The following is a 25877-nucleotide window of genomic DNA, read 5'->3' on the forward strand; positions in this document are numbered from 1 at the left end:
CCGGCGGGCGTCGGAGCGGATCAGACAGACCTAAACGGAGTGTGCGGTTCTAGCCGCTCATGGTCAACGACTCCACTGCTGGTGTTCAGCTCGCGGACAGGAACGCGGTCGTCGTCGGCGGGACGACGGGTATCGGGCGCGCGATAGCGCTCGCGTTCGCCGACGAGGGTGCGAACGTGGTCGCGACGAGTCGGTCGGACGATGCCGTCGAGGACGTGACCGCGGAACTCCGCGAACGGGGCGCCGACACCGCGGCGGTCACCTGCGACGTCCGCGACCGCGAATCGCTCGAACGCCTCCGCGACGCCGCCGAGGAGGCGATGGGGTCGGTCGACGTGCTCGTCAACTCCGCGGGGTCGGTCGCGAAGGCGTCGGTCACGGAGATGTCCGAGGAGGAGTGGAACCGCGACATCGACGTCTGTCTCACGGGCGTGTTCCGCGCGTGTCAGGTGTTCGGCGCCGCGATGGACGAGGGGAGCATCGTCAACATCTCCTCGATGTCGGCAGACCAGGCGCGCGAGGAGCGGCCGGCCTACTGTGCGGCCAAGAGCGGCCTCAACGGACTCACCCGCGCCGCGGCCGCGGACCTCGCGCCCGAGGTTCGGGTCAACGCGGTCGCCCCGGGGTTCGTCAAGACGCCGCTGGCGGGCGAGAAGATGGAGGAGGGCTCCGCGTTCCGCGAGGCGGTCGACGACCGCACCCCGATGGGCCGGGTCGCCGATCCCGACGAGATAGCGGGGTCCGTCGTCCACCTCGCGAGCGACGCCGCGGCGTTCACCACCGGACAGGTCGTCACCGTCGACGGCGGCTACGACATCAGCGCGAAGTAGGCGTCGCGACCTGACTGCTCGAATCGGGGGTCGCGAAGGCGGCCCCGCTCACGCCGGATCGAACCGGGCGAGAGCGAAGCTCTCGCTGGCTCGACGAGGCGTCACTCCGTCACCCCTCGTCGAACTACGCTGACTGCGTTCAGCGAGTTCGACCCGGCTCACGCCGGGTCGAACAGTTCCTCACCCTCCTTCAGGTGGGCTTCGACCGTGTCGAGGTCGAGTTCGACGCCGAGACCCGGGTCGTCCGGGACGGCGATCCGACCGGGTTCGAGCACGTCCTCTTCGACCACGTCACCCCACCAGTCGACGTCGCGCGCGCGTGGTACTCGAGCGCCAGGAAGTTGGACGCGGCCGCGCCGACGTGGACGCTGGCCACCGTTCCGACCGGCGAGGCGACGTTGTGGAGCGCGAGCGGAATGTGGTACGCCTTCGCCATGTCGGCTGCCTTCTTCGTCTCGTACATCCCGCTGGTCTTCGGGACGTCGGGGTGGATGACATCGACCCCTTGATTCTCGACGAGGCGGCGTGCCCCCTCGACGCGGTAGGCGTTCTCGCCCGCGACGACGGTCACGTCCGTCTCGTTGGCCACCTCGATCTGGAGGTCCTGATTCTCCGGGGGAACGGGGTCTTCGAGCCACCAGACGTCGACGGGGGAGATGGCGACGCGGTGTGAGACGCTCGTCGAGTACCTCTACCGACACAACGAACTGCCCGAAACGGTCGTCCTGCTCACCGGAACCGCACTCGTGCCGGACGACGACTTCACGCTTCAGGAGGGCGACCGGATCGCCATCGACATCGACCGGATCGGCCGCCTCGTCAACGACACCGTCACCGTCTGAGAGTGTTGTGTCGGGTGCGTCGCCGGAGAGCGGGGTTCGGTCCACCAGAGCTATATCCGCGCTCGCCGACAGACGGACACCGACCATGCGTTCGGAGACTCACCCGTCCGTCTCGCTGCACAACGTCGCGGAGACGACCGACCCCGACTGGACGACGGGCGGCGACCAACTGTGCCGCGTTCCCGCCTCGGTCCGGGCCGAGTTGAACGACGGCGCGAGCGACCGGCTGGCGCACGCGACCAACGCCGAACTCCGGTTCGTCCCCGAGAGCGACGGGAGCGTAGTCGAGGTGACGGTGTCCGCCGCCGAACCGGCGCGAGCGTGGGTGTTCTGGGGGTCGTTCCAGCCGTGGCAGGCCGTCGAGGTCGGGCCGACGCCCGAGACGTTCGAACTCGGCGTGCCCGAGCGACTGCGCGAACTCGACGCGAGCGTGGATACGGGGCGGTTCGACCCGCGGCTCTGTCGAGTGCGGTTCGACCGGTTCGCGCCCGTCGCACTCCACGGCGTCGCCGGCGACTGCCGCCCCCCGACGCCGGGGGAACTCCCGGACGAGCGCTACCTCGCGTACGGCACCTCCATCACCGAGGGCGCGAAGGCGTCGGCGGCGCACCTGAGCTACGTCTCCCACGCCGCACAGCACCGGGGGTACGACGCGGTGAACCTCGGCTGTTCGGGGTCGGCGTACTGCGAGCCGGCGCTGGCCGACTACGTCGCCGCCCGCGACGACTGGGACGTCGCGTCGCTCGCGCTCTCGGTCAACATGGCGAACGGCGGCTTCTCGCCCGCCGAGTTCCGCGAGCGCGCGGACTACTTCGTGAACACCGTCGCCGGGCACCACCCGGAGAGCCCGGTCGTCTGCGTCACGCTGTTCCCGTACTTCGCCGACGTGACCGACGGCGGCGACGCCGCCCACGCGGGCGCCTACCGGGACGCACTCCGGTCGGTCGTCGCCGACTCCCCCCACGACAACGTCTCGCTCGTGGCGGGACCCGACCTCCTGTCGGCGTCGGACCTGACGTGGGACGTGCTCCACCCCGGCGACGCCGGGATGCGGTCGATCGGCGACGGACTGGCCGAACACCTCGACACCTCGTAGGGCCGGACAGCCGACCGGCGCTAGTCCGGCGACCGTCGCCCGGTCGACACCCGCCCGATCCGTCTTCCGATGGAGAACTACGCACCGTCCACACGTCGGTTCTACGACCGGTGATCGCGGGCAGATCTGACGTACTCCGCGGCGGCGTCCAAACCCGGACCAGGGCGGCCGGTCGGAACTAGCCCGGAGCGACCCGGCCGCGGTCGGCTGAAGCTTTAAGATCCGGCGCCGCCATCGACGGGTGTGACGACACTCCGAGACGCCGCAGCCGACGCCGGGGTCCACGTCGGCGCCGCCGTCGACGCCGACTCGCTCCGCACCGACACCGACTACCGGGAGACGCTCGCCCGCGAGTTCGACGCCGTGGTCGCCGAAAACGCGATGAAGTGGGGACGGCTCGCGACCGGCGAAGGGGGGTACGACTTCGCCGACGCCGACGACATCGTCGAGTTCGCGGAACGGCACGACATGTACGTCCGGGGGCACACGCTGGTCTGGCACCGGATGTACCCCGAGTGGCTCCGGCCGTGGTCGCGGTCGGAGGCGGAGGCGCGCCGCCTCCTCCGGACACACGTCCAGACGGTCGCCGGGCGCTACCGCGGCCGTGTCGACGCGTGGGACGTGGTGAACGAGGCGGTGGCGGACGACGGCGGCCTCCGCGAGACACAGTGGCTCGAAGCGCTCGGTCCCGACTACGTCGCGGAGGCGTTCGAGTGGGCCGACGCCGTCTCGGACGCCGACCTCTTCTACAACGACTACGGCGCGGACGGCCGCTCGGAGAAGGCCGACGAGGTGTACGAACTCGTCTCCGACTTCGTCGCGCGCGGCGTCCCCATCGACGGCGTCGGCCTCCAACTCCACGTGTTCGACGAACAGGTGCCGCCCGCGGACGTGGCCGCGAACGTCGACCGGTTGACCGACCTCGGGTTGAAAGTCCACGTCACCGAACTCGACGTTGGTATCGGCGCCGCGGTCGACGACCGCGCGGAACAGGCCGACTACTACCGCGACGTGGTGTCGGCGGCCGTCGACGCCGGCGCCGACACCGTGGTGACGTGGGGCGTCGACGACGGCCAGTCGTGGCTGCCCGTGGCGAGCGGCGGCGGCGAGAACCCCCTCCTGTTCGACGAGCAGTTCCGTCCCAAGCCCGCGCGCGACGCCGTCGTCGACGCGCTCTCGCGGTAGCGCGTCGAGTACGCGGGACGGCCCGCGACGGGCGGTCGCGAACCGACGGCGGGGACTCGCCGCGGGCGAATCTCCGGCCGCCGGGTCCGACGTTGGGTCCGATGCCATTCTGATTATCAGAACGGGCTTTTGGTTCGGAGTTCCGCGGCGCGTGCGGTCGTCCGACACCCGACGGGGAGGGGGCGGGACGCCCGCTTCGGCCGACGCCGGCGGTCGAGGGTCACGGGCCACGGGCGCTCGTCGACCGACCCGGTCGCGTCGGGGAGCGCGGTGTGATCACCGACGAGAGCCCTGCGGCCGTTCGCGTACCGACGCTCCGTGTACCGGTCGAGGGGGAGCGCACCGCTCGCCACCCCGGTCGAAACCGTTCCGAGCCACCGAACCCACTCCCCTCGACCGCGATGGTCTCGGCGCTCTCCCGAGTTCCTCCGGCGGCCGTCGGGGTTCGATTACAGCGGTACCGTCGTAATTCCGCGACAGTGTTCGGCCGATGGAGTTCTGAGATAGGGAACAGATTCGCGTGGGGTTACAGCCCGTACAGTTCCTTCGGCCGGTCGTACGCGACGTGTTCGACGAGTCGCTCGGCGTTGTCGTACGGGACCCGGCCGCGGTCGACCATCCGTCCCACCAGGTTCGCGAGCGTCCGGCGGAACATCTCGAACCGCGAGCCGTACGAGACGAGTTTCCGCGAGTCGCTCACCATCCCGGCGTGGTTCGCCAGCAGGTCGACCGACGCCACCCGCTCTAACTGGTTCGCCATCCCCATCGGACTGTCGTTGAACCACCACGCCGGCCCGACCGAGACGTTCGGGTACGCCCGCGCGAGCACCGTCACGTCCGGGTAGTGAGTCGGGTCGAGCGTGTACAGCACCACCTCCATCTCGCCGTCGAACCGGTCGAGGAAGTGGTCGAGACCGCCGACCACGTCCACGTCGCTCGTCGAGACGTCGCCGCCCGCGTTCGCGCCGACCCGCTCGTACAGCGACGCGCGGTAGTCGCGGACCGCCCCGACGTGCAACTGGGTCACCCAGCCCTTCTCCGCGTTCAACTCGCCGACGAACTCCAGCAGGTACGCCTTGAAGTCGCGAACCGCCCCTTCGTCGAGATTCGCCCCCCGGCGCGCCCGGTCGTACACCGCGGCGGCGCGCTCGTCGCTCACGGGGGCCGAGACGGGGTCCGTCCCCGTGCCGATATCGCAGGCGACACAGCCGTGGTCGGCGAAGTAGTCGTGCGTCTCCGCGAGCGCGTCGCGAAAGCCCTCGAAGTCGTCGACATCGGTCTCGGTGGCCGCGTCGAGTTCGACGACGAACTCGTCCCACGCGGGCTTTTCGACTTTCAGCGCGCGGTCGGGCCGCCACGTCGGCCGGACGTCGACGCCCTCGACTTCGGTCTCGGCGCGTTCGTGGTACTCCAGCCGCGAGGTCGGGTCGTCGCTGCTGCACAGCACCTCGACGTTCATCTCCCGCAGGAGGGCCTGCGGGCGCATCTCCGGCTCCGAGAGCTGTCGTTTCGTCTCCTCCCAGATCTCGTCGGCGGTGTCGGCGCTCAGCGGCTTCTCGATGCCGAACCGCCGTTCGAGGTCGAGGTGGACCCAGTCGTAGGTGGGGTTGCCCGCGAAGTCGGGGAACACCGCCGCGAGGGCGTCCCACTTCTCGCGGTTGCTCGCGTCGCCGGTCACCTTCTCCTCGGGGACGCCACGCTCGCGCATGTGCTGCCAGACGTAGTGGTCGGTCGCGCCCTCGACCTCCCAGACGTCGTCCCACGGGTCGTCGTCGACGACCTCCGCGAGGTCGACGTGGTTGTGGGGGTCGACCACCGGCAGGTCGGCGATCGACTCGTAGAGGTCGACCGCCGCCTCCGAGTCGAGCAGATACGTTTCGTCGATGAAGCCCATACGCGGCGGGTTCGAACCCCCCCGACAAAAGTCCTCGCCGGCTCGTCCGGTGCGGGCGGCGGCTACTCCCCCCGCTCCAACAGCCCCTCGATGTAGCCGACGGCGAACAGCCGGCCCATGTCGGTGTAGCCCGACATCGCCCCCTCGCGGTCCTCCTCGTCGAGCATCCGCGGGACGTGGTCCGGGCGGATCGGGCCGTCGAACCCCACCGCCTCGTAGGCGTCCATCGCGGCGCGCATGTCGGTCTGCCCCTCGTCGTGCCACGTCTCGACGAACCGCTCGGAACCCCCCTCCACGTCGCGGAAGTGGACGAAGTGGATGCGGTCGCCGAACGCGCGGATCGCCGCGGGCACGTCCGCGCCCATCGCCGAGAAGTTGCCCTGACAGAACGTCAGCCCGTGGGCCGGGCTGTCGTACAGGTCCAAGATCCGCTCGACGTTCTCGACGGAGGTGACCAGGCGGGGGACGCCGCGGACGGACGACACCGGCGGGTCGTCGGGGTGGAGCGCCATCCGGACGCCCGCCTCCTCGGCGACCGGCACCACCTCGTCGAGGAAGTACTCCAGGTTCTCCCACAGTTCCGCCTCCGAGATGTCGACGGGGTGGGGCGGCGCACGCTCGGACTGCTCGTGGTCGTAGACGGTGGTTCGCGAACCCCCGCGGAGCGGGTGGGCGTCGGCGGTCCGGATCACGCCGACGGGGTTCTCCGTCCACACCCACGAGTAGACGCCGACCCCCACCTCGCCCATGTTCCGGATCAGCCGCTTGACCGTCTCGATCTCCTCGTCGCGGCCCTCCTCGCCGAGCACCGTCGCCGTCATCGGCGGGCGGTCCTCCACCACGTCGAGCGAGAGACCGTGGTCGGCGAACCGGTTCCGCGTCTTCAGCAGCGAGTCGTACGTCCACCACTCCTCCTCTCCCCAGAAACGGACGACGGCGGTCGAGAGTCCGAGCTGTCGGGCGATCGTCCACCGCCTGTCGGGGCGCGGCGGCAGCATCAGCGTCGTGTCCATACCTCCCGTTCGGAAAACCCGAACATATAGCTTGTGCGACGTGCCAGTTCGGGGAGATAGTCGCCGGACGGCGTCGAGTATCACGATCGATAGAACCGTCGAAACGTACGTTATGTTTAGAAAGACTCATACGGCGCACCGCCGAGGATCCACAAGCGCGTAAGCGCACCGACACTATGCCCGAAGACGACAACAGAGCCGGCGAGCGGAGTGGCAACGCACGGAACGGACGGGACGAGGAGTCGACGCCCGACGCCGAGGGCGGTCCGCTGGGGGTCGACCGGCGGCGGTACATGCAGGCGCTGAGCGCGGCGGGGCTGGTGGGCGCCGGCGCCGCGGGCGCGGCGGCCGACGTACCGGACGCGGCGCCCCGGCAGGTGGAGGGGTCGCTCGACGCCTACCACCAGACGCTGCGTGCGGACCTGACGAGCGCCGACAGACAGCAGCGACAGCTTCCGCCCGGCGCGTGCGTCTACGCCGCGACCGAACGGGCGGCGCTCGACGCCTTCTCCGTGGTTGGCGGCGGCAGGGAGACGCGGGTCGCGGTCGACACCGACGCGGTACCGATAACGGTCGGCGAACGAGTCACGGTCCCCGAGGGGAGCGACGACCCCGCCGACCACGCCTACCGGGGCGAGATATCGGACCACTCGTTCGGCGAGGGCGACCTGCTGCTCGCGGTCGCGTACCTCCGCAGCGACGACGACGACGCCGAGGTGACGGCGCGCTTCGGCTACGAGTACACGGACTCGTCGGGGGAGACGGCCACCACCGACAACTTCGTCCAGCGGTCCGCACACGTCGAGCCGAGCGAGCGGTGGATGCGCTACTACTTCCCCGTCGAGGTCGAGTCGGTTCCGGACTCGGAGGCGGTCCCGTCGGTCGAGTTCCGGACCGGCTACGGCGAACAGACCGTCGAGTTCGGTGGGCTCGCGCTGTTCGACTACGGCGGCGCCGACCTCGCGCTCGACACCCTCCCGCCGTACCACTACGAGGGGCGCTCGCTCGACGCCGAGTGGCGCGACGCCGCCCACGACCGGATCGACGAACACCGGACGGCGGACGTGAGCGTCGAAGTCGTCGGTCCCGACGGCGAGGCGGTGTCGGGCGCGTCGGTCGACGTCGAGATGACCGACCACGAGTTCGACTTCGGCAGTGCGGTCTCGGTCGGCCAACTCACCGGCGACACCGAGGACGACCGGACCTATCGGGAGGTGTTCGCCGACAACTTCAACAAGGCGACCGTCGAGAACGGGCTGAAGTACCCCGCCTGGGAGGGCGTCTGGGACATCAGCAACGAGGCGACGCGGGCGGCGCTGGAGTGGCTCAACGAGCGCGACTACCCGGTTCGGGGCCACTACCTGCTGTGGGAGCAGTCGGACAACTCGGTCGGCGGCGGGATGTCGATCGAGAACCCCGACTCCTACTCGGCCGAGGAGTTGGAGGCGCTGATCGCCGACAAGATCCGGAACCACGCCGCCGAGTTCGAGGAGGACGTCGTCGAGTGGGACATGCACAACCACCCCGTCTGGCAGAGCAACTTCCGCGACACGGAGGGACTGGGGTGGCCCGCGGTCGACAACTGGTGGGCGGCCGCCGACGAGACGACCGACCTCCCGCTTCACACCAACGAGATGGGTGCCATCGGCGGGCAGTGGCAGCGGAGCGCGTACGACGACTACATCGCCCACCTCGTCGACAACGACTACCCCATCGACGCCATCGGGTTCATGGGCCACCACCAACAGCAGTACAACCAGATACTCGACATCGAGACGATGATCGAGGGGTACGACACGTTCGCGGAGTACGACCTCCCGATGCTCGTCACCGAGTTCGACATCCAGATCTTCAGCCGGCGGAACGCCCAGGACGTCGCGGTCCAAGCCGACTACACCCGCGACTTCCTCACGGTGGCGTTCAGCAGGCCGCAGGTCGTGGGCGTCGTCTCGTGGGGGTTCTGGGAGGAGGACCACTGGCGGCCGACCGGCGCCTACTACGACGCCGACTGGTCCCTCCGGGCGAACGGCGAAGTGTACCGGAACCTCGTCTTCGACGAGTGGTGGACCGACGCCTCCGGCACGACTGGGTCGGGACCGTACCAGGTCGACTTCGTCGCCGGAGAGGTCGAGGAGGAACTCGGCGAGAGCGAGGACGACTACTACGGCCGGCAGAACCGGCTGATCCAGTACGCCCACACCGAGGGCGGCGAGGTGGCCGACCGCGACACGTGGATCAACTCGCTCGACCCCGAGACCCGCGACGCCGTCACCGCCAGCGACGTCGAGGTGGACGACGGCACCGCCTCGGTCTCCTTTACGGTCGCCGACGGCGAGGAACTCACGCTGTCGCTGGCGGCATACACGCTGCCGGGCGGCGAGTTCTCCTTCGACACCGCGGACGAACAGGAACTCGTCGGCTCCGCCACCGAGACGTTCGGTCCCGGCGACCACAGCCTCGAAATCGACCTGCCCGAGTCGGGGGCGTTCACCACGTCCGCCTACCTCGGCGACCACGAGGTGACCGTGAGCGCCGACGGCGAGGAGACGACACGGACCGTCTCGGTGACCGAGCCGACCGAACGGACCATCACCGTCGAACTGGAGGGGAGCGAGGAGACGACCGAGAGCGTCGACGCCGAACCCGGCGCGCTCGAAGCCGAGTGAGGTGAGCGGCCGGTAGTCGCTCCCGGCGGCCGCGCCGTCGGGGACGACCCGGCGTCCGCGGTGCGGCCTACTCTACTTCTTCGTCCGTGGTCCCCGCCGTCGGTCGCTACTGCTCGCTCTCGCTGCCCTGCCGCGAGAGGATGTCGACCACCACGTTCGCGAACTCCACCGTCCGCGTGGGGAGCCCGTACGCGTCGGTCTCCATGCCGTACTCCCGGAGGTCGGCGACCGTCTCGGGGGTGTGCGCGAGCGTCGTCACCGTCTCGCGAACGTCGACGTCGAGGACGCCCTCGTCCGTCTCCAGCCACGGCTGGGTGCGCTGTTTCTCGTCGTACTCGATCGAGAACGTCTCGTTACCGACCGCGTCGACGACGTCGTCGACCGCCCCGATCTCGACCCTGTCGTCGCCGGCGACGAGGAACAGCGTCCCGTCGTCGCACTCCGGCTCGTACCGTGTTCGTGTCATGCGCGGTCGTATAGCCGCTCGCGTAATAACAGCGTCGCCGCCCGCCGGACCGGCCGGGGTCGGCCGTCCCCGCCGGCCGTCAGCGCTCGGCGAACTCCTCGGGGTGTTCGACCGCACCCTCGAGGGGTTCGCTCTCCCAGTACTCGTGGTCCGGGTCCTCGCGGAAGCACGCCGCCTTCCCGTCGCCGCCGTCGACGTCGAGCAGTTCGGGGTCGTCGCGCGTACACGCCTCGCGGGCGACCGGACACCGGGTGTGGAACCGGCAGCCCGACGGCGGGTCGACCGGGTCGGGCACGTCGATGTCGCGGATCGGCGGGTCGTCCGCCTCCATCGCGTCGAGGTCGAGGTTCGGCGTCGCCCACCGGAGCACCTCGGTGTACGGGTGCCGGGGGTCGTGGATCAGCCGCTCGGCGGAGCCGATCTCGACGATCTCGCCGAGGTACATCACCGCGATCCGGCCGTCGCCGTGTTCGGCGAAGTAGCGCGCGTTCGACAGGTCGTGGCTGATGAACAGAAACGAGGTGTGGAACTCCGACTGGAGTTCGAGCATCAGATCCATGATCTCGATGCGCAGGCTCACGTCGACCGCCGAGATGGCCTCGTCGGCGAGGATCGCGTCGGGGTTCATCAACAGCGCCCGCGCGAGCGCAACCCGCTGTTTCTCGCCGCCGCTCAACTGGTGGGGGTAGCGGTCGAGGAAGTCGCCCGCGGGCGTCATCCCCACGCGTTCGAGCAGCGAGTGCATCCGGCTCCGTCGCTCGGCCCGGCCGATGTTCGGGTGGGTGTGGTGGAGCGGTTCCGAGAGGATGTCGACGATCCGCCGGTTGGGGTTGAGCGAACTCCCGGGGTCCTGGTGGATGATCTGGAGTGCCTGCCGCACCTCGTCGTACGGGATGTCCGCGTTGCCGTCCTTCGCCTCCCAGATGTCGTGCCCGCGGTACTCGATCGTCCCGCCGGTCGGCCGCTGGAGCCCGATCATCGTCTTGCCGAGCGTGGTCTTCCCGCAGCCCGACTCGCCGAGCAGGCAGACCAGGTCCTGCTCGTGGATGTCGAGGTCGATACCGTCGACCGCCTGCACGACGTCGGGGTCACCCCGGAACCGGTCGAGCAGTCCCTGCTGCTCCTCGAAGTGGACCTCGATGTCGTCGAGCGACAGCAGCGCCTGATCGCCCGCCGCGACCGCGCGGTCCTCGACCGTCGACCCCGCGGCCGGCCGCGGCGAGTCGACGCTGGCCGCGTCCGGGGCGTCCTCGCCGAAGTTGAGCGGGATCTCCTCGCGTGCCTCCTCCCAGTGGTGACACGCCGTCCGGTGGTCGGACGCCTCGTCGATCGGGGCGAAGGGCGGGTCGACCGTCCGGCACTCCTCGGTCGCCAGCGGGCACCGCGGGTGGTACCGGCAGCCCGACGGGACGTTCACCGGCGCCGGTCCCTCGCCCTCGATCGGCTGCATCTCCTCTAAGGGCGCGTCGAGGTTCGGCGTCGCGTTCAGTAACGCCCGCGTGTACGGGTGTGCGGAGTCGCCGATGATCGCGTCGCGCTCGCCGATCTCCGCGAACTGGAACGCGTAGATGATCGCCATCCGGTCGGCGAGCGACGCCACCAGCGGGAGGTCGTGCGTGATGAAGATGATGGTGAGGTCGTACTCGTCGCGGAGTTCCTCCAACAGCCCGAGGATCGACCGCTGCATCAGCAGGTCGAGCGCGGCCGTCGGCTCGTCCATCACCAGCACCTCCGGGTCGAGCACCATGCTCAACGCGATGAGCGCGCGCTGTTGCATCCCGCCCGACAGTTCGTGCGGGTAGGAGTTGAGCACCCGTTCGGGTTCGAGATACAGGTTCTCCAGCAGTTCGCGCGCGAACTCCATCCCCTCCGAGACGTGCTTGTCGTGGCTCTTGAGCGTCTCCGTGAAGTGGGTCCCGATCTCCATGGTGGGGTTGAACGACGACATCGCCCCCTGGAACACCATCGAGATCTGCTCCCAGCGGAACTTGCGGAGTTCCTCGTCGCTCAGTTCCAACACGTCGACCGTCTCCCCGTCGGGGGGGTGATAGCGGATCCCGCCCGTGAGCAGCCCCGGGTCGGGGACGGCGTCCATCAGCGCGGAGGCGAACATCGACTTGCCCGACCCGCTCTCGCCGACGATGCCGAGCACCTCGTGGCGGTCGATGTCGACGGTGACGTCCTCGAGGACGTACGTGTCGCCGTCGCTGTAGGTGACGTTCGCGTCGCGTATCTCCAACACCGGGTCGTCGACGACGGTGTCGGGTTCGGTCGTCTCGTCTGTCGCGGTCGGTCGCGTACTGTCTGTGTTGGTGTCGGTGGACATTTAGACCATCCCTCCGGGCGGCGCCGTCGTGTCGTCTTCCCCTTCGATCGACTCGGACTCCCCGGAGAGCCGGGTCCGGACCCGCGGGTTGAAGATGCGGTCCATCCCCTGGCTCACGAGGATCAGGCCGAGCGCCAGTCCCACGATGGCGACGATGGGGACGAGCAGCCAGTGGAGCGCCTGCATCGTGAACAGCCCGCCCTGGTTGTACGCGTTGTTCAGCGTGACGCCCCAGTTCTGCCCCGTGTACGGGAGCACGCCGATGAAGTACAGCCCGACGGACGCGAAGATGGTGTAGCGCGCGGCGAACACGAAGTTGACCATCACGTACGGCATGATGTTCGGCAGCACGTCCTTGACGATGATCCGGAACGTGCTCGACCCCATCGTCCGGGACGCCTCGACGTAGCTCTCCTCGCGGATCGACAGCACCTGCGAGCGTATCGAGCGCCCCAACCCCGCCCAGTAGTTGATCGTGAGGATGACCCCGAGCAGGATGGGGTTCTCCGGGCTGAACGTGATCGCCAGCACGATCACCAGCGGCAGCCCGGGGATCGCCATGAAGAAGTCCGACACCGAGGTGATGGCGGTGTCGACGCTGCCGCCCTTGTACCCCGAGACGGTGCCGACCATCACCGCGAGGGTGGTCGCCCACACCCCGCCCGCCAGCACCATCAGCAGGATGAACGGCGTCGAGTCGACGATCAGCGCGAACAGGTCGACCCCCGACTGGGTCGTCCCGAGAGGGAACGCCCAGTTCTGGAACGGCGGGAGCAGCCGCGGCGCCTGGTTCGGCGAGGGGTTGCGCCAGAGACCGAACACGTCCAGCGCCGCCATCAGCAGGTAGACGCTCAGGATGATGATCCCGACCCGGGTGCGGAGGTCAGACCACGCGATTATCGCCGGCTCGCGGACCATCCGCCGGTAGAACTCGCCGTAGCGCTCACGGCGAGTCATCTCCTCGGCGGACGCGTCCGACCGCCAGTCGACCCCCTCCTCGGAGGAGGAGTCGGTCTCAGTAGCCATCGGCGTCCCCCGTACTGATGCGCGGGTCGATGAAGCTGTACGTCAGGTCGGCGATCGTCACCGCGACGACGAGCGTCACCGTGATGACGAGGAAACAGCCCATCATCAGCGGGTAGTCGTTGGCGTTGACCGCCGCGATGAGGTAGTAGCCGAGTCCGGGGTACGAGAAGATCTGTTCGAGGACGACGGTCCCGCCGAGACGGAACCCGATCAACAGGAGGAGCCCGGTGTACATCGGCAGGATCGCGTTCTGCGCGACGTAGCGGGTGGCGATCCGGCCGTCACCCAGCCCGCGGAGCCGCGCCACCTCGACGTACTCCTGACCGAGCACCTGGATGCCGTTCCCGCGCATGCTCAGCGCCGTCGACCCGATCCCGCCGATCGTAAACGCCGCGATCGGCAGGATGGCGTGGTGGATGACGCTCGCGAAGTAGTCGAGACTGATCCCGGCTTCGATGTCGCGCGCGGCCGCGTTCCCCGTCGGGAACAGTTGGAGCTGGAACGCGAGGAAGAACAGGAAGATCACCGCGAAGATGAAGTACGGAACCGCCATCACGAGGATCGACCCGCTGGAGGCGAGCTTGTCGAACGTGGAGCCCTCCCAGTACGCCTGGACGGCGCCGATTATCACGCCGCCCGCGAACATCAACAGCGTCGAGGTCACCACCAGGAACACCGTCCACGGCAGCGCCCGCGCGACCACCTCGGCGACGGGCTGGTTGAGCGAGATGGACTGCCCGAAGTCCAACTGGACGACGCCGATCAGGTAGTCGAGGTACTGCTGCCACAGCGGCGCGTCGGGCCGGATGTTCTGGAGCGCCTCGATGCGGGCGTTGACCTGTTCGACCGGCACTCCCTGGCGGATGAGCTGGAGCCGGAGCTGCGTGAACGGTCCGCCCGGGAGCAGTCGGATCAGGCCGAACGACAACGTCGCGACTGCTAGAACGGTCAGGGGGATCCTGGCCGTCCGTCTGAGGTAATAGTTCATAGTCGTCTACTGGAGTTGCAGTCTCAAACGATTTGGGTCTTACGGACTACCCCCGGTACTGGAGGTCGCCCTCGTGGACCCACCAGAACGGCGGCCACTTGACCTGACGGTTGGCGTTGCCCTCCTCCGCCACCGTCCAGTCGTCGTCCGTGACCCACGACTGCTCGAACTTCGACACCAGCCCGAGGAACGGCAGGTCGATGTGGTTGTACCACGCCGACCGCTGGACGTACTCGCGGGAGGCGTCGTCGTCCGGCTGTCGGGCGATCTCTCGACAGACATCCAGCGGGTTGAGCGTCATCTCGCCGCCGTCGCGGCCGGGCACCGTCTGTTCCGACTCGGCGATCGACCGGTAGTTGTGCCCGCCGCCGATGTCGGTCGCCCACAGCTGGTAGTACAGCGGGAAGTAGGGGAACGCCGACCGCGACCCGCCGGGCAGCCAGTAGAGACTCCCCAGCCCGAAGTTGCTCTCGGAGTACTGGCTGAACCAGTCGTTCGTCGGGAGCGTGCTGATCGAGAAGTCGAACCCGAAGTCGTTCAACTGGCTGACCGTCGTCTGGGTCATCGTCGTCCAGTCGGTCCACCCCGCCGGCGAGTAGTAGTCGCCGCCGATGGTGCTCCCGCTGGAGTCGACCCAGTTGCCACCCTCCATCGAGTAGCCCGCCTCCTCCATGAGCGCGGTCGCCCGGTCGGTGTTACTCGACTCGGGACCGTACGTCTCGAAGTCGTCCATCCAGTCGCCGAGCCAGTACTCCTGGTCGCGCGGGGCGATCCCACACGGGGACGGGGTGACGAACTTCGTCCGCGGCCCGGCGTTGTCGACCAACCGCTGTCGGTTGATGACGTGCGCGACCGCCTGTCGGACGTTCCGCTTCCCGAAGTGCTCGTGTTCGTGGTTGAAGACGATCCCGTACCCCCACTTGGCGGGGATGTTCACCTCGACCACGTGGTCGGGGAACCGGTCGGCGATCTCCGGCGGGGTGAACAGGCTCGTCGCCGCGTCCACCTCGTTGCCCGAGATGAGCGCCTGGTGTTGGGCGGTGTTGCCGCCGTAGCTCTCGATCAGGTAGCTCTCGAAGTTGACGTTGTCCGACTTGTAGAACTCGGGGTTGCGCTCGAACTCGAACGCCTGCTGGTCCTTGTTCACGAACTGGAACATCCCGCTCGCGATCGGGTCCTCCCAGGCCCACTGGAGGAACTCCGAGACGTCGGCGTCGAGCCACTCCTCGTGGGTCTCGGCCTTCGTGTCGATGAAGAAGTTGGTGAGTTCGAACCGGAGGATCTGCGGGTTCGTCTCGCCCGACAGCGTCAGCCGGGCGGTGTAGTCGTCGACGATCTCGTAGTCGTCGAGGTAGCCCCAGATCGAGCTCTCCGTCTGCCGTGCGAGCTGGATCTGCACCTCGAAGTCCTCGGTCGTCCACTCGTCGCCGTTGCTCCAGACGATGTCGTCGCGGAAGGTGAGCGTCGCCTCGGTTCCCTCGATCTCCAGATCCTCGAGCGCGCCGTAGATGAACTCGGTCTCGGTGAACGAGTACTTGAGGTACGGCGCGAACACCGCCCGCCCGGCGGGCCAACTGTAGTTCTGTGTCGCCGAGGAGTTGAAGTGGAGGTCGACCGGGTTGCCCGTGTAGGCGTTGACGAACGTGGCGTCGTACACCTGCATATCCCCCGACCCGGTGTCGGTCCCCGTCCCCTCGGACCCCGAGTCGGTGTCCTCCCCGTCGGTGTCCGTGTCGGCGGTCGTCCCCTCGCCGCCGCCCCCGCCGGAACAGCCGGCGAGCGCCGCGACCCCCGAGGCCCCGGCCGCCGCCAGCATCTTCCGTCGACTGACGACGTCGTCGTAGTCGCTACCCTCACCGCTATCAGGTTCCATGACGGTCTACGTGTTATCATAATTAGTCATAAACATTGTGGATGGTCCGTGCACGACGTGTGTGAAAAATTCACTCGGGAGGGGGTGGGTGGCGTCGTCCGGGGCCGCGGGACCGTCCCGATCGGTACTGTTTTCGTCGGTCTGGGCCACCCGCGGTGTACGATGGATCAGTACGACGACTGCTGGCTCCGCTACGACTCCCCCGCGGACGGCGACCGTCTCGACGCCTACCGGCGGCGGTGCGTCCACGCGTACGTCTCGGAGGGGGCGCCCGAACTCGCCGCGGTCCGGGACGAACTCCGGCGGGCGGTTCCGAGCCTCCTCGGCCGGGACCCCCACCTCTGGCAGCACCCGCCGCGGACGGTCGACGGGTTCCTCGCGGTCGGCACCCCCGACGAGATGGCGATGGTGGCCGAGTCGGTGCCCGTCGACGAGGTGGAGAGGTTCGCGGACGGCGGCTACCTCCTCCGGTCGGTCGAGTGGGAGGGGATGGACTGTCTGGTCGTGACCGCCGCCTCAGACCGCGGGCTGGTGTACGGCACGTTCCACCTGCTCCGCCTGCTGAGCACGGGCGAACCGGTCGACGACCTAGACGTGCGCGAGGAACCCGCGTACGCCAACCGGGTGATCGACCAGTGGGACACCCCGTTCCACCGCTCGGTCGAACGGGGGTACGGCGGGGAGTCGATCTTCGACTGGGAGCGGCTGCCCGACCTCCGGCCGCGATACGAGGACTACGCGCGCCTCCTCGCCTCCGTCGGCGTGAACGGTATCGTCCTCAACAACGTCAACACGGAGAAGCCGCCGCGGGCGAGCGCGAACCCCGCCTTCGACGCGTTCGAGGGGTGGCAACTGCTCGAACCGCGGCGGCTCGAAGCGCTCACCGGTCTCGCGGCGCTGTTCCGCCGGTACGGGATCGAGACGTACCTCTCGGTCAACTTCGCCGCGCCGATGCTGTTGGGCGACTGCGACACCGCCGACCCCCTCGACGACGAGGTTCGTGCGTGGTGGGAGCGGAAGGCCGAGGAGGTGTACGACCTGATCCCCGACTTCGGGGGCTTTCTCGTCAAGGCCGACTCGGAGGGCCAACCCGGCCCGTACGACTACGGCCGCGACCACGCCGAGGGCGCGAACGCCATCGCGGCGGCGCTCGCCCCCCACGGCGGGCGCGTGTTCTGGCGCGCGTTCGTCTACGGCTCCCACGACGACCGCTCGGTGCAGGCGTACGAGACGTTCGACCCCCTCGACGGCGCGTTCGCCGACAACGTCACCGTCCAAGTGAAGAACGGTCCCATCGACTTCCAGCCGCGCGAACCCGTGTCGACGCTGTTCGGGTCGATGCCCAAGACGGACCTGGCGCTGGAATTGCAGGTGACCGGCGAGTACACCGGCCAGGGCGTCCACGCCGCCTACCACCACCCCATGTGGACGGAGGTGTTCGAGTTCGACACCCACGCCGACGGCGCGGGCACGCCCGTCAAGTCGCTGTTCGGCGGCGACGGCGAGGGGGTCGTCGGCGTCGGCAGCGTCGGCGAGGACCGCAGTTGGACCGGCACCCACCTCGCGCAGTCGAACCTCTACGCGTTCGGCCGGGCGGCGTGGGACCCCGACCGCTCGACGGGGACGGTGACCGACGAGTGGGTTCGCCAGACGTTCGGTACGGACGGCGAGGTGGTCGACACCGTCGCCGGGATACTCCGCGACTCGTGGGCGGCGTGTGTCGACTACACCACCGGCGGTCTCGGCCTGATGCACATGATGCACAACGGCGAGGAGTTGCTGGAGAACCACTACGAGCCGTCGCCCGGCGAGTGGCCGGGCTACCACGGCATGACCGACGACGGCGTCGGCGTCGACCGGAGCGCGTACGCCGCCCAGTACCCCGACCCGGTCGCCGACCGCTACGCGTCGGTCGACGACTGCCCCGAGGAACTCCTGCTGTTCTTCCACCACCTCCCGTGGGAGCACGAACTCGCCGACGGGACGACCGTCGTCCAGCGGCTGTACGACAACTGCTTCGCGGGCGTCGAGGAGGCGAAACGGCTCCGCGAGCGGTGGAACTCGCTCGACGGCCGCGTGGACGACCGCCGGCACCGCCACGTCGCCGAGCGGTTCGACGAACAGGTCGCGAGCGCCGAGCGGTGGCGCGACAGCCTGACCGCCACGTTCTACGACTACTCGGGGGTCGCCGACGAACGCGGGCGCGTCCCCGCGGGAGACGGAGCGGGGAGCGCGTAACGACGAGCGAGCGACGGGCGGAGCCGCCGGCCGCGCTCCGGCCGCCCACCCGAGCCATCACTGGGTTTTTCACGTCCGTCCGCTCACCAGTGGTCATGTCGCGCACGTCGGCCGTGATGGACGCCCTCTGCGCCCAGCGGGGGCGGATGCAGGTTATCATCGCGGTCCTGATCACGATGGGGCTGCTGCTCGGGCTGTCGGTGCTGTTCGTCGACCCCGGCGACCGGACGTACCCCATCCTCGTCCTCGACGCGGTGCTCGTCGTCGGCGGGCTGGCCTTCTTCCTGACCGCCTACTGGTACTGCACGAAACGCGCGATGGACTGAGGACCGCGTGGGTGCGCGGCGACGCCGTGTGTGAAGTCGGTGACGCGTAGCCGGTGTGCGTGCGGTGTCGCGTCGGGCGCGTTACGACCCGCCCGCGAGATAGTCCGCCGTGTCGGCCGCGACTTCCCGGACGTTCTCGTCGTCGTCGGCGTCGGCGAGCGCGCGGAGTCGCTCGACGGTCGGCGCCTCGGCGTACGCGGGACCGAGACGCCCCAGCGCGCGGACCGCGCGTGCGCGGACGACCGTCCGGTCGTGGTCGAGACAGTCGACCAGCCGGTCGGCGACGGGCGCGACCGCCTCGGGGTCGACCGCCGCCACCTCGCCCACCGCGTCGACGGCGCCGCCGGCGACGCCGGGGTCGATGTCGTCGAACAGCGCCACGAGGTCGTCGACGCAACCGACGGCCGACTCTGGCTCCGCCTCGGCGACGGCGACGACGACGTTGACGAGCGTGCGCCGCGCGGAGACGCGCCGCCTCCGCTCGGACTCCTCCTTCTCCCGGAGCGTCTGCCGGGTCACGTCGTCGTCGACGACGGCGAACTCCTCCAGTTCCCGCTGTAACTCCGTCTCCCGGACCCCCTCGACCAGCCGCCGGACGTGCGGCGCGACGATGTCCGGTCGCGGCACCACGAGTTTGCCGAGCGCGGTCGCGCCGGTCAACTGCACGTCGACGATGTCCGTGCCCATCGCGCCCGCGAGCGCCGACACCCGGCCGTCGAGCGCCGCCGGTTCCGCGCTCGCGACGGCGTCGAGGACGGCGATGGCCCGCAGCGCCAGCGCGGAGTTGGAGTCGTCCGCGAACGCCGCCACCTCGTCGAGGAACGGGCGGACGGCGTCGACGTCCGCCTCGGCGAGCGTCTCGCACGCCTCTAGCCCCCACTGGGTGACCAGTGGGTTCGACGACGACAGCGCCGCGCGCACCTCGGACTCCTCGATATCGCCGGGCGCGACCGACCCCGTGTCGACGCCCGCGAGCGGCTTCGTCGAATCCGTATCCATGCGAAGACGATGCGGACCGTCAGGTAAATACGTGCGGGTCGGCGGTCGTCGACCCCTCGGTCGGGGGTACGGACGCTCGCAGCGCCCCCGCACCCGCCTCCGCCCGTCGCGGCCGACGACGAACGGCCCGCTGGCGACCGAGAGCTGACAGAAACTCCTATATCGACGAGGCAAGTAAGGCCGTCACATGGCTCCCGACGACTCTCGCGGTCTCTCGCGGCGAGCGCTGGTGAGAGCCTCCCTCGCCATCGGCGGAACGAGCGCGCTCGCGGCGTGCCAGGAGGCGGAACGCGCCCCGACGGAGGCGGCGTCCGACCCGCCAGAGTACCCCCGTGGGGTCGACGACCCCGCCTCGCTCCCCGACCGACAGCACGCCTGGGACGACTACCTGGTCAAGAGCGTCCACGGGACGGACACCCAGAGCCAGCACCAACTCATCCTCGGACTCTCCTACGAGGGGTCGGTGCCGCCGACGGACGCCGAGCGGTCGCAGGTCGAGTCGGCGCTCCGCACGCTCGAACGCGCCTTCCGGTGGGGGAGTGGACTCGACACCAGCGGGAGCGTCAACGACGGCCTGCTGTTCATGCTCGGCTACGCCCCCCGCTACCTCGACCGGGTCGGGGTGGAGGTGGAGGGACTCCAGCGGCCGGAGACGGTGCTGTCGGAACTCGGCGAGGAGGAGTCGCTCGCGGCCGACTTCGACGCGATGTTGATCCTCGACAGCGACTACGCATCGATCCTACTCGCCGCCGAGGAGGCGCTGTTCGGCGAGGCGGAGACGCTCAACGGCGTTCCGGTCGAGGAGCGGCTGACCGGCGTGTTCGCGGTGAGCGAGCGTCGGACGGGCGTGCTCGGGAAGGGTCGCCCCGCCCAGGAGATAGACCACGAGGAGATCCCCGAGGACGCCCCGCTGTCGATGGGGTTCCGCGCGGGGTTCGACAACAGCCTCCCCGAGGAGGACGACGCGACGCTGTCGGAGGGACCGTTCGCGGGCGGGACGACGCTCGCCGTCTCGCGGGTGCGGACGGACCTCGACCGCTGGTACGACCAGCCGCACGAACAGCGGACCAAGGAGATGTACTGCCCGGCCCACGACTACGACGACGTGGGCGACGTCGGCGACCGCCTGGGGAGCCACAGCGGGATCACCGAGGAGAACGTCGACGACATGGAGGACCTCGCGGAGGAACACGGCATCGTCGGGCACGCCCAGAAGGTCGCCGCCGCCCGCGACGACGAGTTCCGGACGCGGATCCTCCGGCGGTCGGAGGGGGTCGCCACCGACGAGGTGGGCGGGTCGGCGTTCAACTTCTCGTCGGTCCAGACGGACACCCGGAAGTTCGTCGACGTGCGCCGGGCGATGAGCGTCGACGAGTACGACCTCGACGTGCCCGACGACCGCCACGGCATCGTCGACTACCTCGGCACCGTCTCGCGGAGCACGTTCCTCGTCCCCCCGCGGGCGGACCGCGCGCTGCCGAGCGGCCGATGAGCCGGCGCGATGGGCGATTCCCGGTCCGCGTCCGCGCGGTCGTCCTCGCGTTCCTCCTGGTCGCGAGCGCCGGCTGTCTCGGGGTGGGGGGCGACCTCGGGGGCTTGAGCGCCGACGACGGGACGGACATCGACTTCCGCGACCGGACCGACGCGGTCGGACTCGACTACCGGACCGACGGCGGCGGGGCCGGCAACGGCGACGACGGCGTCTACGTCGCCGACTACGACCGCGACGGCTGGCGGGACGTGCTCGCGGTCGGCGGCGACCGGCCCGCGCTGTTCCGGAACGCGGGCGGCGAGTTCGAACGCGTCGACGGCTTCCCCGAGTTCGGCGAGGCGGTCAAGAGCGCGCTGTTCGTCGACTACGACGGCGACGGCTGGGACGACCTGCTGTTGCTCCGGTCGGGCGCCGAACCGGTCCTGCTCGACAACGAGGCCGGCACGTTCGAGCGGTCGGACGCCTCGTTCGGCAACCTGACGTACCCGCTGGGCGCGACGGCGGCGGACTACGACCGCGACGGCGACCTCGACCTCCTTATATATCAGTCGGGGGACTGGAAGACCGGCAAGCCCGAGGGCTACTTCGGGCTGACCCACTTCGTCGCCGAGGACAACGGCAACCCGAACGTGCTCTACGAGAACACCGACGACGGGTTCGAACGCGTGACCGACGCGGGGGTGAGCGGGGCAGACCGGTGGAGCCTCGCGGCGAGTTTCGTCGACCTGAACGGCGACCGCCTGCCCGACGTCCACGTCGCCAACGACTACAACACCGACGTAGTGTACATCAACGAGGGGAACGGCAGTTTCGAGGAGCGGCTGATCCGCGGTAACACCTCCCGGAACGGGATGTCCTCGGAGGTGGCGGACGTGAACGGCGACGGCGCACAGGACGTGTTCACGACGAACATCTACCTCCCGCTCGACGAGGTGGAGGACGACGAGCGACACGAGCGGCTCAGACTCCTGTTCGGCTACGTCCTCAAGTCCGGCCGAACGAAGGGGAACACCCTGATGCTCAACGACGGGGAGGGCACCCTCACCGACCGCGCGGTGACGTACCGCGTCCGCCAGGGCGGGTGGGGGTGGGCCGCGAGCCTCGCGGATCTGGACAACGACGGCGACCGCGACCTGATCCACGCCACCCAGAACGTCGTCCGGATCGACCAGGACGACCCCCACTACACCCACCCGATGCTGTTCGAACGCGACGGAGAGACGTTCGAGAACCTCGACGCCTCCGCGCGCAACCTGAGCGAACACGACGGGCGCGGCCTGGTGACGTTCGACTACGACCGCGACGGCGACCGCGACGTGGTGATCGCACCGTACGACGGCAACGTCACCGTCTACGAGAACGTCGGCGCGACCGCCAACAGCGTCGCGTTCCGCGTCGTCGACGCGAACGGGTCGACCGTCTACGGCGCGGAGGTCACCGTCGCCGGACCCGGCGGTCCCACGGAGATACAGCAGACGGTCGAGTCGGACTTCCTCTCACAGGAGAGCCGCGTGTTCCACCTCGGGCTGGGCGACCGCGAGCGGACCGACCTGACCGTCGTCTGGCCCGACGGGACCGAACGCACCTTCGAGGACGTGGCCGCGAACCAGCAGCTACGGATCACGGAGAACGGCACCGAGACGGTCGTCGACTACGGCGGGTGAGTCTCGGCCGCACGACGCGTCTCCCCCGCCCCGCCGGCCGTTCGGCTCCCGCCGCTCCGGGACACCGACCGCCGACCGGGTGAGACTATCCCGGTGATTTATCACGCGACGAGTAAACGACCCGATCGATGACCGAAGAGGACGCGGACCCGCTGTACCGCCGGCCGGACGCACCCGTCGCCGACCGGGTCGACGACCTGCTCTCGCGGATGACGGACGCCGAGAAGGTCGGGCAACTCGTCGGGACGTACCTGGGGTACCTCGACGTGGAGCCGAACGAGATGGACGACGTGCGCGAGGCGGTTCGCGAGGCCCACGTCGGCGTCGCGGCGCCGTTCGGCTGGGCGGGGTCGCTCCCCGAGACGGTCGACGAGGCGGTCGAGGCGGCCAACGAGGTCCAGCGGATCGCGACCGAGGAGACGCGGCTCGGAATTCCGCTGCTCTTGAACGTCGACGCGGTCCACGGCCACGCGTACGTCGCCGGGGCGACCGTCTTCCCGAACGGGCTGGGGACCGCCGCGACGTGGGACCCCGACACCGCGGAGACCGTCGCGGGTATCACCGCCGCCGAAGTGCGCCGGACCGGCGCCCACCAGAACTACGCGCCGACCTGCGACGTGGGGCGCGACCCGCGGTGGGGACGCGTGTTCGAGACGTTCGGCGAGAGCCCCCGCCTGTGTGCGGCGATGGCCGCGGCGAAGGTCCGGGGCTACCAGGGCGACGGTCTCTCCGACCCCGACGCCGTGGTCGCCACCGCGAAGCACTTCCCGGCGTACAGCGACCCCGAACGCGGCGAGGACGCCTCGCCCGTCGACGTCTCGGAGTACGCGCTGCGGAACGTGTTCGTGCCGCCGTTCGAGGCCGCAATCGACGCGGGCGTCGAGTCCGTGATGGCGTCGTACGCCTCGGTCAACGGCGAACCGCCACACGGGTCGGCGTACTTCCTCACCGACCTGCTGCGCGGCGAACTCGGGTTCGACGGCCACGTGGTCTCCGACTGGGGCGGCGTCACCCACCTCGCGGCGGAGCACGGGACGGCGGTCGACGACCGCGACGGCGTCCGTCAGTCGCGGGCGGCGGGGTTGGATATCGAGTCGGTCGGCGACACCGAACACGCCGCACACCTGCGCGAACTGGTCGCCGACGGCGAACTCGCCGGCGAGACGGTCGACGAGAGCGTCCGACGCGTCCTGCGGCTCAAGTTCGAGATGGGGCTGTTCGAGGAGCCGTACGTCGACGAGGCGCGCGCCCGCGAGGAGGTCGGGTCGGCCGACCACCGCGAGACCGCGCGCGAGGCGGCCCGCGACAGCATGACGCTGCTGAAGAACGACGGCGTCCTCCCGTTCGACGGCGACGAGGACGTGTTCGTCGGCGGGCCGAACGCCGACGACGTCGTCCACCAACTCGGCGGGTGGAGCGTCGCCCGGGCGGACAACCTCCCCGGGGAGACGATACTCGACGCGGTCCGCGACCGCGCCGGCGGGCGCGTCACCCACGAACCGGGGACGACGCTGAACGAGTCGCGCGATATCGACGCCGCCGTCGAGGCGGCGAGCGCGGCCGACGTCGCGGTGCTCGCGGTCGGCGAGGGGTGGTACATCCACGAGTTCGGCCCGTCGGAACTCGCGGGCGTGGAGACGGGGGAGTGGCCCACCCGGTCGGAACTCCGGCTCCCGGAGCCGCAGCGCGAACTCGTCCGCCGGGTCCACGCCACCGGGACGCCGGTCGTGGGCGTGTTGGTCACGGGCCGACCGCTGGCCGTCGACTGGATGGCCGAGCACGTCCCCGGGATCCTCGCGGCGTACTACCCGGGCACCGAGGGCGGCGTCGCCGTCGCCGAGACCCTGTACGGCGACACCGACCCCAGCGGCCGCCTCCCGATATCGATCCCCCGGTCGACGGGCGACATCCCCCAGCAGTTCGACCACCTCGCACACCCCCGACCCATCGGCGCCGACGAACACCCCGACTCGTACGACCCGCTGTACCCGTTCGGCCACGGGCTGAGCTACACCGAGTTCGCGTACGACGGACTCGCCGTCGAGACGGCCGACCCGACGACGGACGACCCCGTCGACGTGGCCGTCGAGGTGACGAACGTCGGCGACCGGACCGGTACGGAGACGGTCCAACTGTTCGCCCGTCAGGAGGCGGCGTCGCGGGTCCGACCCACCCGACGGCTCGCGGCGTTCGACCGCGTCGAACTCGACCCCGGCGAGTCGGCGACGGTGTCGCTGTCGGTCCCCGCCGACCGGTTCGGCTTCTACAAACCCCGGACGGGCCACGTCGTCGAACCCGGGACGTACCGGCTCTCGGTCGCCGACCGCGAGACGGCGTTCGAGATGGCCGCCGGGTCGGAGTAGTCGGCGGCGCCGCCTCGCCCTCGCATCCCGGATAGGGGTGACGCGACTCGACCCGGCGGACGACGTGAGCGCACACCGACGCAAAGAACGGGCAGACCACGCGTGAACGCCCGCCGGGAGCGGGCGTCGGGTCAGTTCAGCTCAGTAGCCGTCGTAGACCGTCTTCTCGATCGTGTAGAATTCGAGCCCCTCGTCGCCCTGCTCGCGCCACGTCTCCGACGACGACCGCTTGAACCCGCCGAACGGCACGTGCAGTTCCAGCCCCGTCGTCTTCTCATTCACCTTCGCCACACCAGCCTCGATGTCGTCGATGAACCGATTCGCCTCCGTGTGGTCGTCCGTCACGATCGACGCCGAGAGTCCGTACTCCACGCCGTTCGCCACCTCCATCGCTTCCTCGAAGTCGCTCACCTTCAGCACCGCCACCACCGGCCCGAACACTTCCTCCTGGGCGATCCGCATCTCCGGCTCTACCTCCGTGAACACCGTCGGCTCCACGAAGAACCCCTCGCCGACATCGGGTTCACCGCCGCCCGTCGCCAGCGTCGCGCCTTCGGTCTCGGCGACGTCGATGTACTCGAGCGTCGAGT

At 69.5% G+C, this 25877-nt stretch carries 18 protein-coding genes and 2 pseudogenes; 10 read left to right on the forward strand and 10 right to left on the reverse strand.

Annotated features, from left to right (window positions below; translation table 11 throughout):
* Positions 1–59: 59 nt before the first annotated feature.
* Positions 60–830, forward strand: coding sequence for an SDR family NAD(P)-dependent oxidoreductase (locus K933_RS16200; RefSeq protein ID WP_023395835.1), 771 nt, complete (start codon positions 60–62; stop codon positions 828–830).
* Positions 831–988: 158 nt separating this feature from the next.
* Here the strand turns inward: K933_RS16200 and K933_RS19420 are convergent.
* A pseudogene (locus K933_RS19420) lies at positions 989–1476 on the reverse strand (enolase C-terminal domain-like protein); the annotation flags it as partial.
* On the opposite strand from K933_RS19420, the pseudogene K933_RS16210 reads away from it, so the two are divergent.
* The 3 genes and pseudogenes from K933_RS16210 to K933_RS16220 form a co-directional block, all read left to right on the forward strand.
* Positions 1472–1672, forward strand: a pseudogene (locus K933_RS16210) (fumarylacetoacetate hydrolase family protein); the annotation flags it as partial. The pseudogenes K933_RS19420 and K933_RS16210 sit on opposite strands and share 5 nt — an antisense overlap.
* Positions 1673–1757: 85 nt before the next feature.
* Positions 1758–2768, forward strand: a complete 1011-nt coding sequence (locus K933_RS16215) for an SGNH/GDSL hydrolase family protein (RefSeq protein ID WP_023395839.1) — start codon at positions 1758–1760, stop codon at positions 2766–2768.
* A 243-nt stretch (positions 2769–3011) separates the two neighbouring features.
* Positions 3012–3953, forward strand: coding sequence for an endo-1,4-beta-xylanase (locus tag K933_RS16220; RefSeq protein ID WP_023395840.1), 942 nt, complete (start codon positions 3012–3014; stop codon positions 3951–3953).
* Positions 3954–4479: 526 nt separating this feature from the next.
* Here the strand turns inward: K933_RS16220 and uxaC are convergent.
* Together uxaC and K933_RS16235 are read right to left on the reverse strand one after the other, a co-directional pair.
* Positions 4480–5847 carry a glucuronate isomerase gene (uxaC, locus tag K933_RS16230; protein ID WP_023395842.1) on the reverse strand — a complete coding sequence of 456 codons (1368 nt, stop codon included), beginning with the start codon at positions 5845–5847 and terminating at the stop codon, positions 4480–4482.
* Positions 5848–5909: 62 nt separating this feature from the next.
* A complete protein-coding gene (locus tag K933_RS16235) occupies positions 5910–6860 on the reverse strand; it encodes a mannonate dehydratase (protein ID WP_023395843.1) in 951 nt (316 codons plus the stop codon).
* A gap of 176 nt (positions 6861–7036) precedes the next feature.
* Between K933_RS16235 and K933_RS16240 the strand changes: the two genes are divergently transcribed.
* A complete protein-coding gene (locus K933_RS16240; protein ID WP_023395844.1) occupies positions 7037–9526 on the forward strand; it encodes an endo-1,4-beta-xylanase in 2490 nt (829 codons plus the stop codon).
* Between the two features lie 106 nt (positions 9527–9632).
* On the opposite strand, the gene K933_RS16245 is transcribed toward K933_RS16240, so the two are convergent.
* The 5 genes from K933_RS16245 to K933_RS16265 all read right to left on the reverse strand — a co-directional run bounded on the left by K933_RS16245 (position 9633) and on the right by K933_RS16265 (position 16148).
* The gene (locus tag K933_RS16245; protein WP_023395845.1) at positions 9633–9992 is read right to left on the reverse strand and encodes a hypothetical protein; all 360 of its coding nucleotides are present in this window, start codon (positions 9990–9992) and stop codon (positions 9633–9635) included.
* A 79-nt stretch (positions 9993–10071) separates the two neighbouring features.
* Positions 10072–12318: an ABC transporter ATP-binding protein gene (locus tag K933_RS19345; RefSeq protein ID WP_023395846.1), complete on the reverse strand. Its 2247-nt coding sequence runs from the start codon at positions 12316–12318 to the stop codon at positions 10072–10074.
* Entirely contained in the window at positions 12319–13344 is a 1026-nt protein-coding gene (locus K933_RS16255) for an ABC transporter permease (RefSeq protein WP_023395847.1), read from the reverse strand.
* Positions 13334–14332, reverse strand: coding sequence for an ABC transporter permease (locus K933_RS16260; RefSeq protein ID WP_049947955.1), 999 nt, complete (start codon positions 14330–14332; stop codon positions 13334–13336). The genes K933_RS16255 and K933_RS16260 overlap by 11 nt, the downstream gene beginning before the upstream one ends.
* Before the next feature lie 46 nt (positions 14333–14378).
* Positions 14379–16148, reverse strand: a complete 1770-nt coding sequence (locus tag K933_RS16265; RefSeq protein WP_049947975.1) for an ABC transporter substrate-binding protein — start codon at positions 16146–16148, stop codon at positions 14379–14381.
* Positions 16149–16367: 219 nt separating this feature from the next.
* Here K933_RS16265 and K933_RS16270 point away from each other — a divergent pair, with 219 nt between their 5' ends.
* On the forward strand, positions 16368–18443 hold the full coding sequence (locus K933_RS16270) for an alpha-glucuronidase family glycosyl hydrolase (protein WP_023395850.1): 2076 nt from the start codon (positions 16368–16370) through the stop codon (positions 18441–18443).
* Between the two features lie 95 nt (positions 18444–18538).
* Complete coding sequence (locus tag K933_RS16275) at positions 18539–18769, forward strand: hypothetical protein (RefSeq protein WP_023395851.1); 231 nt, start codon at positions 18539–18541, stop codon at positions 18767–18769.
* Between the two features lie 81 nt (positions 18770–18850).
* On the opposite strand, the gene K933_RS16280 is transcribed toward K933_RS16275, so the two are convergent.
* Entirely contained in the window at positions 18851–19768 is a 918-nt protein-coding gene (locus K933_RS16280) for a HEAT repeat domain-containing protein (RefSeq protein ID WP_023395852.1), read from the reverse strand.
* A gap of 187 nt (positions 19769–19955) precedes the next feature.
* Between K933_RS16280 and K933_RS16285 the strand changes: the two genes are divergently transcribed.
* From K933_RS16285 to K933_RS16295, 3 genes are all read left to right on the forward strand, one after another.
* Positions 19956–21260 (forward strand): DUF7405 family protein, encoded by a 1305-nt coding sequence (locus K933_RS16285; protein ID WP_023395853.1) that lies wholly within the window; start codon positions 19956–19958, stop codon positions 21258–21260.
* A complete protein-coding gene (locus K933_RS16290; RefSeq protein ID WP_023395854.1) occupies positions 21257–22924 on the forward strand; it encodes a CRTAC1 family protein in 1668 nt (555 codons plus the stop codon). The genes K933_RS16285 and K933_RS16290 overlap by 4 nt, the downstream gene beginning before the upstream one ends.
* Before the next feature lie 128 nt (positions 22925–23052).
* The gene (locus K933_RS16295) at positions 23053–25287 is read left to right on the forward strand and encodes a glycoside hydrolase family 3 N-terminal domain-containing protein (protein WP_023395855.1); all 2235 of its coding nucleotides are present in this window, start codon (positions 23053–23055) and stop codon (positions 25285–25287) included.
* A 141-nt stretch (positions 25288–25428) separates the two neighbouring features.
* Here K933_RS16295 and K933_RS16300 read toward each other — a convergent pair.
* Positions 25429–25877: aldehyde dehydrogenase family protein (locus tag K933_RS16300; protein WP_023395856.1), on the reverse strand; the 449-nt coding region annotated here is incomplete at its 5' end.

Source organism: Candidatus Halobonum tyrrellensis G22, assembly GCF_000495475.1.
Taxonomy (GTDB): Archaea; Halobacteriota; Halobacteria; order Halobacteriales; family Haloferacaceae; genus Halobonum; species Halobonum tyrrellense.